Annotated in this window: 3 protein-coding genes and 1 rRNA gene (1 of these 4 running past the window's edge); 3 read left to right on the top strand and 1 reads right to left on the bottom strand. The window is 54.4% G+C overall.

Annotated features, from left to right (window positions below; all coding sequences use genetic code 11):
* Nucleotides 1-194 precede the first annotated feature (194 nt).
* A complete protein-coding gene (locus RBB63_RS20835) occupies nucleotides 195-1805 on the bottom strand; it encodes a GNAT family N-acetyltransferase (protein WP_309387127.1) in 1611 nt (536 codons plus the stop codon).
* Between the two features lie 97 nt (nucleotides 1806-1902).
* Between RBB63_RS20835 and RBB63_RS20830 the strand changes: the two genes are divergently transcribed.
* From RBB63_RS20830 to RBB63_RS20820, 3 genes are all read left to right on the top strand, one after another.
* Entirely contained in the window at nucleotides 1903-3207 is a 1305-nt protein-coding gene (locus RBB63_RS20830) for a PEP-CTERM sorting domain-containing protein (RefSeq protein WP_309387126.1), read from the top strand.
* Between the two features lie 303 nt (nucleotides 3208-3510).
* Nucleotides 3511-5175, top strand: a complete 1665-nt coding sequence (gene recJ / locus RBB63_RS20825; RefSeq protein ID WP_309387125.1) for a single-stranded-DNA-specific exonuclease RecJ — start codon at nucleotides 3511-3513, stop codon at nucleotides 5173-5175.
* A 1148-nt stretch (nucleotides 5176-6323) separates the two neighbouring features.
* Nucleotides 6324-7793 (top strand): 16S ribosomal RNA (locus tag RBB63_RS20820); it runs 59 nt beyond the window's last position.

Genomic DNA, 7793 nt, shown 5'->3' with positions numbered 1-7793 from the left:
CCCCCCCCTGGCCCGGCGTTGAGCGCCGGGAGATTAAAAATTAAAGTGAGCAAATTAAAGGTCGGCAGATGGGTTGGTGCGAGACACGGACCTGTCGGTGAAGCGGAGCTAGCTCAGTAGCGGCCTCCAGAAATGTGCGCCCCGTCACCCCCCACTTTAATTTTTAATTTGCTCACTTTAATCTCCCGCCGGACCTACCTCGGTAGGTCAAGCGGGACAGACTTCGTGGCGTCGGCGTGTGGGGCTGGGGCGTTTTGCAGCTTGGCGCGGATTTCGAAGAGGTCGGTGCGGCGGTCGATGCGCGGGCGCACGGCGCCGGTGTTGCGGGCGCGGTGCAGGTCGGAAATGTCGAGGTCGGTGATGAGGAGGGTTTCCACGTTGCTGTCGGCGATGGCTTGGATGCCGTCGCGCGCGAACTCGAAATCGCTGGGCGTGTAGACGGCGGCCTGGCCGTAGTGGACGTCCATCGCGGGCACGCTGGGCAGGTTGCCAATGATGCCGGCCGTGACGACGTAGATTTGGTTTTCGATCGCACGGGCCTGGGCGCAGTATTTTACGCGCAGGTGCCCTTGGCGGTTGTCCGTGCAATAGGGGACGAAGATGATTTCGCAGCCCTGGTCGGCCAGGTAGCGGGTGGCTTCGGGGAACTCGATGTCGTAGCAGATTTGCACGCCGATTTTGCACTTGGGCGTGTCGACCACGTAGAGCTCGCTGCCGCCGGAGATGCCCCAGTATTTACGCTCGGCCGGGGTGATGTGCAGCTTGGGCTGGGCGATGTATTCGCCATCGGGCGAGAAAACGAGGCTCTTGTTGAGGATTTTGCCGCTGCCGTCGCTGGCGGGGATCGGGTGGCTACCGGCAATGAGGTAGCAGCCGTATTTCCGGGCAAGACCTGACATGAGCTCGATGAAGGGCTCGCTCATTTCCGATAGTTTGCGGATGCCTTCCAGCGCCGCGAGGTTGGGCATCGTGGACAGGAGCTGGACGGAGAAAAATTCGGGAAACAGCACAAACTCGGTGCAGTAGTCCGCAGCTGTTTCGACGAAATACTCGGTCTGCGCGGCAAACTCAGCGAAATCCTTCACGCCGCGCACCTTGTATTGGACGCAGGAAACGCGAACTTTGCTGGTTTGGCCTTCTTCGGGCGGGTCGTAGTCCGGGTTGAGCCACTCGATGAGGCTGGCGTTGTTGAGGCTGTTGGGGTCGGGCAGGTAGTTGTGTAAAATATCGCGCAGTTGGAAGCCTTCCCGGAGTTGAAAGCTGAGCACGAGGTCCTTCAGTTCGCCCTCGACGACGCGGCGGGCGTATTCTTCCGGCGACATGTCGTTGGCGTGTTCGCGGTAATTCCAGAGGCGTCCCCCCGCGAGGATGCGGCGCAGGTTGAGGCTGCGGCAAAGCTGGCGGCGGCCTTCATAGAGGGCGGCGCCGATGCCGAGGCCGCGGGAATCGGGGTCCACATAGACATCTGCACCGTAGAGTGTGTCGCCCTGAGGGTTATGGTTATGGAAGTAACCGCCGTCGGTGACGCCCGCATAGGTATGCGGACGGAGCGGGTCGGCGCCTAGGTCCACGATGAGGCTGCAGATGGCGCCCATGATCTTATTATCCACTACTGCAACCAACTGCCCCTGAGGGAAATAGCGTTGATGGGTGCGGAGGTGTCCCTCGCACCAGACCACGTTTTCTTCCGCCAAAGCCGGGTAAGCCTTCTTGTTGAGTTCCACCAGTCTGGGAATGTCGGCGGCGTTGGCTGGGCGAATGTGGATTTCGTGCCCCTTGGGGCCCGTGGATGTGTATGGCTGCATATGGCGCTATTTTCGTGCATCTAGGGTGTAAAAGCAAGCAGTCACGCACAGGTTTGCATTGATTCGGCCCCAATTTTGCTTAGTATGTCTCTCGATAATGTTTCGCACTGCCACCATTGCATTTCTGACTTTTGCTGCTTCGCTCTCCGCTCAGGTGATTTCGAACTGGAGCGGGGGTGGCGATGGCCCGGATTTTTCCGATCCGCTCAATTGGGATAACATGATCGTCCCCGGCTCGCTGGATACGGCGTTTTTCGGTTCGGCGGCAGACGGATACACCATTACCTACGAAAATGGTCCCATCGATGTGGCCAGTCTCTACTTGGCTACGCCAGCATTGGATGGCGGCCCGTTTATCAACGGCGACTTGGACATCACTGTTTCGGATTACCTGTATATTAATAGCGGGGGCATCACGTCGGACTCCGGCAGCGCCGCGATCAATATTATGAATACTGGTGAGTTGGAGATCACCGGGACGGCCGACATCAGCTTCATTGGGCGCGCAATATATATGGATGACGAGACGGAGATGAATTTCAGCGGGACCAATACCGTCTATTTTCAGAATACGACCGTGGATAATTATGGTGACATGTACCTGGATAACCCGGTGAACCTGCATAATGACGGCAACAGTACGATTTATAACTACGGTTTGCTGGTCCGCGCAACGAATGAGGGCGAGGCGGTGATTGGGGTCGATGTCTACAGCGGTGGCCAGGTTGCTGCGGTCGATGGAGCGGATTTGACCTTCACCGGCAATTATGTTCAGTCCGAGGGTGATTTGATTCTGGAGGCCGGCTCAACGATCACTTTTTCGGGCAGTGCGTCGATTGGTTACGGTGGCGTGGCGGGCGAAGGCATTATCCGCAATAATACCGGGGAGGTGCTTTCCTTGACCGGCATTGGGATCGATCCGCTGTCCAACGCCGAGGCCGTTTTCACTTTAGACGCCATGCCAGAGCCCGGTAAGTTGATTTTCGAGGGCAATGTGGCTTTTGACCAGAACAGCGCATTTTACCTCGATTTGCACGGTCCGAACAGTGGCGAGTATGATCAAATTGAGTTCGTTAGCGGCTTTGGCGACTTTACGGAGGGGCCGGACATCATCCTGTTTGGCTACGATAATTTCAGCAGTAGCGATGTGCTGACCATCTTTGAGGGAACGTATACCGGTCAGTTTTCGTATTTTGGCGATTACTATGCAGACGGCGCTTTGTTGCCACTCTACGACTCGTTGACCTATGATTATTTGGGTGACTTTGAGCTGAATTACCTGGCCAGCTCGATCACGCTGTCGAATTTTACGCCTGTGCCTGAGCCGCAGACTTGGGCGCTGATGGGCCTTGGCGGCGCCTTGATCGGGCTTTGGGTCCGTCGGCGTTTAGCTCGTGGTTAGTCATGTGGCGGGGATTGCCAGGGGCATCGTCGGCAATGAAAACGCTGGGATAGCTTTTCCACCACCGTCCGGGGAATGACGTTGGAGCAGCGATTTCCGACGGAGCCGGATGTTTTCTACGCCGCTGCCTGCTTTGAAAATATAGATGGTGATGGGTTTGTTGTCGTGCGCCGGGTGCAGTCAATACGGGAATCCACCGAAAAGAGCGGGTGAAATTTCGCAAAAGCGTTGCCAAGGTCCCGGGATTTTGGTCGATTGTCCTTTTGCATGTTCTGGCGGACAATTGATACACCTAAAGAAGCGATGAAGCGCCTGAGGCGTGAGTTGGGTGTCTCCAAGGTGGTCGCAACGCTCCTGGCTCAGCGTGGTTTTCTCGACCCTGACGAGGCGGAGCGGCATTTGAATCCCCGTTTGGCGCACTTGGATTGCCCGTTTTCGATTCAAAATATGAGCGAAGCGGTGGAGCGAGTCATTGCGGCTATGCGTAATGGCGAGGAAATCTGCCTGGTTGGCGACTACGATGTGGACGGCGTAACGAGCACTTCACTGATGGTGATGATCCTCCGGCGCTTGGGCGTAAGCCCGCGATTTTATGTGCCGCGCCGCTTGGATGAAGGTTATGGGTTAAGCGACGCCGCGCTCGAACGCGTCCTCGCCGACGGAAAGCCTGATCTGTTCATTGCGCTGGATTGCGGCACGAACTCCGTGCAGGAAGTGGCCTCGCTCCGTGCGCAGGGCGTCGATGTGCTGATCATTGATCACCACCAATCGAAGGATGAAACGCCTGCGGACGCGATTTTGATCAATCCGCACATTTCCGGACAGAGTGAGGCAGCGTGGGGCGACAGTTGCACGGTAGGGCTGGTCTTTAAGTTCGTGCATGCGCTGGTTAAGCGGCTCCGCGAACAAGGCGATCCCGTGGCGCAGGAGATTAAATTGCGCGACTACCTGGACCTCGTGGCGCTGGGGACGGTCGCTGACTTGGTTCCTTTGCGCGACGAAAACCGCATTTTCACCCGCTTCGGCTTACAGTGCTTGGGGCGGACGGAGCGTCCGGGCCTGCTGGCGCTCATGCAGGTGGCAGGCTTGGAGCTCGAACAACCGTTGGCGCCGACCGACATCGCTTTTCGGCTGGGGCCGCGTATTAATGCGAGCGGCCGCCTGGGTGATGCAGCCGTGCCGGTCAATTTATTGCTCAGCGAGGAATATAGTGAGTGTCTGGAAATTGCCCGGGAGCTCGATAACCGCAATCGCGAGCGGCAGACGATTGAGCGTGCGATCTTTGAAGAGGCGCGCGAGCAAGCTTTGTCACAGGGAGACGCTGCGGGTATTGTCGTTTACGGCGAAGATTGGCATCCCGGTGTGGTCGGTATTGTTGCGGGCAAGCTGGCCAAGGAGTTTTATCGTCCTTGCATGGCCCTGGGCGGAGAGGGGAATTTGGCCAAGGGAAGCGGGCGCAGTGTGGCGGGGATTGACCTGCAGGCTGCTCTGCAACAGTGCGACCCGCTTTTGATGGAGTGGGGCGGGCACCCGATGGCCGTGGGAGTTACACTTGAGGCGGATTTGGTTCCGCAGCTGCGCGAAGCCTTTGCGGAGGCGGTTTCTACGGTGGCGCCGGATCCGCTGGAGCCGGAATTGGAAATCGCCGCGTGGTTAGAGGCGGATCAGTTGCACGGTGAAGTCGTGGCGGCGCTGGATGAATTGCAGCCGTATGGGCAGTCGCATCCGACTCCGGTAATTGGCCTTCGTGGCGTGCGATTGACTGATAGCGCCTTGGTTTTTGGCGGTCGGCACGCGCGATTCCGCTTTCAGTGTAATGGTGGGGCGGCTTTTTCTGCGGTTGCCTGGGGGATGGGCGATCGTCCGCCACCAGTGGGCCAGGAAATAGAATTGGCGGTAAAGCTTGGCTGGAATCGTTGGCAAGGGCGTTGTGAACCGCAGGCAGAAGTGCTGGATTGGCGCGTTTAGGAGAGAAAGGCGGCTTTTTCTGGAGTTCAAATGCGCGGACTCGCCCAATAGAAGGGCTTGGCTCGCTATCTTGTTAAACTTTGCATTGCAGAGTGAAACTCCCAGATGGCCGATGGATATTGGATTGGCGGCGGTTGGGATCTCTCGCATGAAATTGATTCACAGTTTGTGAATAACTTTCGGCATTTTTTCGAAAATATATCTTGCCGAAGTCAGTCTAAACCTTAGCTTCCGTCATCTTTCCCTGATGACTGGCCTCGCCAGACGGAAGCGAAAAGTGTTCTTTAAAAGGTTTATAAAGCAGCTGATTTATTCGGCGAAAAAAAGTTAAAACTTTTTCTTGCTAACTAAATAAAATGCGCCAGTGTCTGCAACCTTTCCCAAGAAGCCCTGCTTCAAGGGGGAGCGATAAATAACTTCTAACGAAGTTTATTTATCAACGTTCTTTTAAAGGTCTAAACGGTGCTAATTTAGAAAGTTGAAAAAAGTTAAAACTTTTTCTTGCCAACCGATAAAAACACGTCAGTGTCTGCAACCTTTCCCACGAAGCTCTGCTTCGGGAAGCTCGCTAAAGTTTCAGTAATGAAGCACTTAGCAAATGTTCTTCTAAAGGTCAGTTACGAGTCTGTTTCGGTAAAGTTAAAAAAGTTAAACTTTTTTCTTGATTACTAAATCAGCTCAGCTAGTTTCTTCAGCCTTTCGATTGAAGCTCCAAGTTTTAATTGAAGTTTAAATAGCGAAATTAAGTAGCTGTTTAATGTTCTTAATAGGGTTGAAGATTGAGCTAATTACTCTCCGCAAATTTTTTTTAAATTATTTGTTGACGAGAGGAAATTAACTTCTAGCTTCCACGACCTTCCGCTGATCGCCGCAAGGCGAACGCGAAACAAAATTTGTTCTTCTGAAAGTTTTTTGAAAAAAAGTGGTTGACGACCGAAAGAAAAATCTTCTTTATGGACGTCTTTCCCTCATCGCCCAGAGCGGTGTCGAAAAGCAAAAGAAATCGTTCTTTGAAAATTACTTTGTGCGAGTGCGTAGGCACTCACAATTCCAACTTTAAAACACAATACGTAAATAACGTCAGACTTCGGTCTGACGCGTAGTCCATTTAATCCATAGGATTATCGGACTCACGAAAGCTTTAAATACTTTCGGAGAGTTTGATCCTGGCTCAGAGTAAACGCTGGCGGCATGGCTCAGACATGCAAGTCGAACGGAAGTCCCTTCGGGGACAAGAGTGGCAAACGGGTGCGTAACACGTGAACAACCTGCCCTAAAGTGGGGGATAGCCCTTCGAAAGGAGGATTAATACCGCATGTGGCAGATCTTCGCATGGAGATCTCGCTAAAGCTTGTAATGGCGCTTTAGGAGGGGTTCGCGGCCTATCAGCTTGTTGGTGAGGTAACGGCTCACCAAGGCTAAGACGGGTAACTGGTCTGAGAGGATGATCAGTCACACTGGAACTGAGACACGGTCCAGACACCTACGGGTGGCAGCAGTTTCGAATCATTGGCTAATGCGCGAAAGCGTGACCATGCAATGCCGCGTGGGGGATGAAGGCCTTCGGGTTGTAAACCCCTGTCAATAAGGAATAAAACCACGTGAAGAGCGTGCTTGAACTAACTTATAGAGGAAGAGGTGGCTAACTCCGTGCCAGCAGCCGCGGTAATACGGAGACCTCGAGCGTTACTCGGATTCACTGGGCGTAAAGGGAGCGCAGGCGGATTGGTGTGTCAGGTGTGAAATCCCAGGGCTCAACTCTGGAACTGCGCCTGAAACTACCAATCTTGAGGCTTGGAGAGGTAAGCGGAATTCCTGGTGTAGCGGTGAAATGCATAGATATCAGGAGGAACACCCATGGCGAAGGCAGCTTACTGGACAAGTTCTGACGCTCAGGCTCGAAAGCGTGGGTAGCGAAAGGGATTAGATACCCCTGTAGTCCACGCCGTAAACGTTGCACACTAGGTCTTGGAGGATTCGACCCCTTCAGGGCCCAAGCTAACGCGATAAGTGTGCCGCCTGAGGACTACGACCGCAAGGTTAAAACTCAAAGGAATTGACGGGGGCCCGCACAAGCGGTGGAGCATGTGGCTTAATTCGATGCAACGCGAAGAACCTTACCTAGGCTTGACATGGATTGGACCGGCTGTGAAAGCAGCCTTTCCTTCGGGACCGATTCACAGGTGCTGCATGGCTGTCGTCAGCTCGTGTCGTGAGATGTTCGGTTAAGTCCGGCAACGAGCGCAACCCTCGTCCTTAGTTACCAGCACGTTATGGTGGGGACTCTAAGGAGACAAACTTCTATTCGAAGTGGGAAGGTGGGGATGACGTCAAGTCAGTATGGCCCTTACGCCTAGGGCTGCACACGTGCTACAATGCCCAGTACAATGAGACGCGAAACCGCGAGGTGGAGCAAATCTTCAAAGCTGGGCCCAGTTCGGATTGGAGTCTGCAACTCGACTCCATGAAGCCGGAATCGCTAGTAACGGCGTATCAGCAATGACGCCGTGAATACGTTCCCGGGCCTTGTACACACCGCCCGTCAAGTCATGAAAGCCGGTTCTGCCCGAAGTACGTGAGTTAACTTCGGAGACAGCGTCCTAAGGCAGGGCTGGTGA

It is taken from the genome of Cerasicoccus frondis, from assembly GCA_031296915.1.
GTDB classification, from domain to species: Bacteria; Verrucomicrobiota; Verrucomicrobiia; order Opitutales; family Cerasicoccaceae; genus Cerasicoccus; species Cerasicoccus frondis.
Note: the sequence above shows the minus strand (reverse complement) of the source record. Positions and strands in the feature narration are given on the sequence as shown.

What these genes read in the sequence shown, in the direction of transcription:
- RBB63_RS20835 (WP_309387127.1), bottom strand. Translation starts at nt 1,805, where the DNA reads ATGCAGCCATACACATCCACGGGCCCCAAGGGGCACGAAATCCACATT.
- RBB63_RS20830 (WP_309387126.1), top strand. Translation starts at nt 1,903, where the DNA reads ATGTTTCGCACTGCCACCATTGCATTTCTGACTTTTGCTGCTTCGCTC.
- recJ (WP_309387125.1), top strand. Translation starts at nt 3,511, where the DNA reads ATGAAGCGCCTGAGGCGTGAGTTGGGTGTCTCCAAGGTGGTCGCAACG.